Origin of the sequence: Eubacterium sp. AF19-12LB (genome assembly GCF_003479125.1) — a bacterium.
Classification (GTDB): Bacteria; Bacillota; Clostridia; order Lachnospirales; family Lachnospiraceae; genus Eubacterium_U; species Eubacterium_U album.
The window spans coordinates 1-222 of sequence record NZ_QUGP01000012.1 but is presented as its reverse complement, the minus strand read 5'-3'; the positions used below and the strand labels follow the sequence as shown (position 1 = coordinate 222).

The 222-nt window shown below is 28.8% G+C and carries 1 protein-coding gene; it reads left to right on the top strand.

Annotation, left to right across the window (positions count from 1 at the left end; all coding sequences use genetic code 11):
• Positions 1-222: hypothetical protein (locus tag DWX29_RS10940; RefSeq protein WP_199663690.1), on the top strand; the 222-nt coding region annotated here is incomplete at both ends.

Here is a 222-nt window from a genome sequence, read left to right as displayed (position 1 = left end):
ACAATAGGTAACGATTATTTGACAAAAGGTTCGGATGTTGCTAAATATAATGAATTTGAATATTTGGAATGTAATAAGAATACAGTTTCAAATAGTCAATTTTCTGTAGCAGAACAGAAAGGAAATGTTGTTATTAGTTTAAATGAAAGTTATCTAAAAAGTCTGCAGGATGGAATGTACTCATTTAAAGCTGTATTTGCTAAGGCGATTATTCCTATTAGA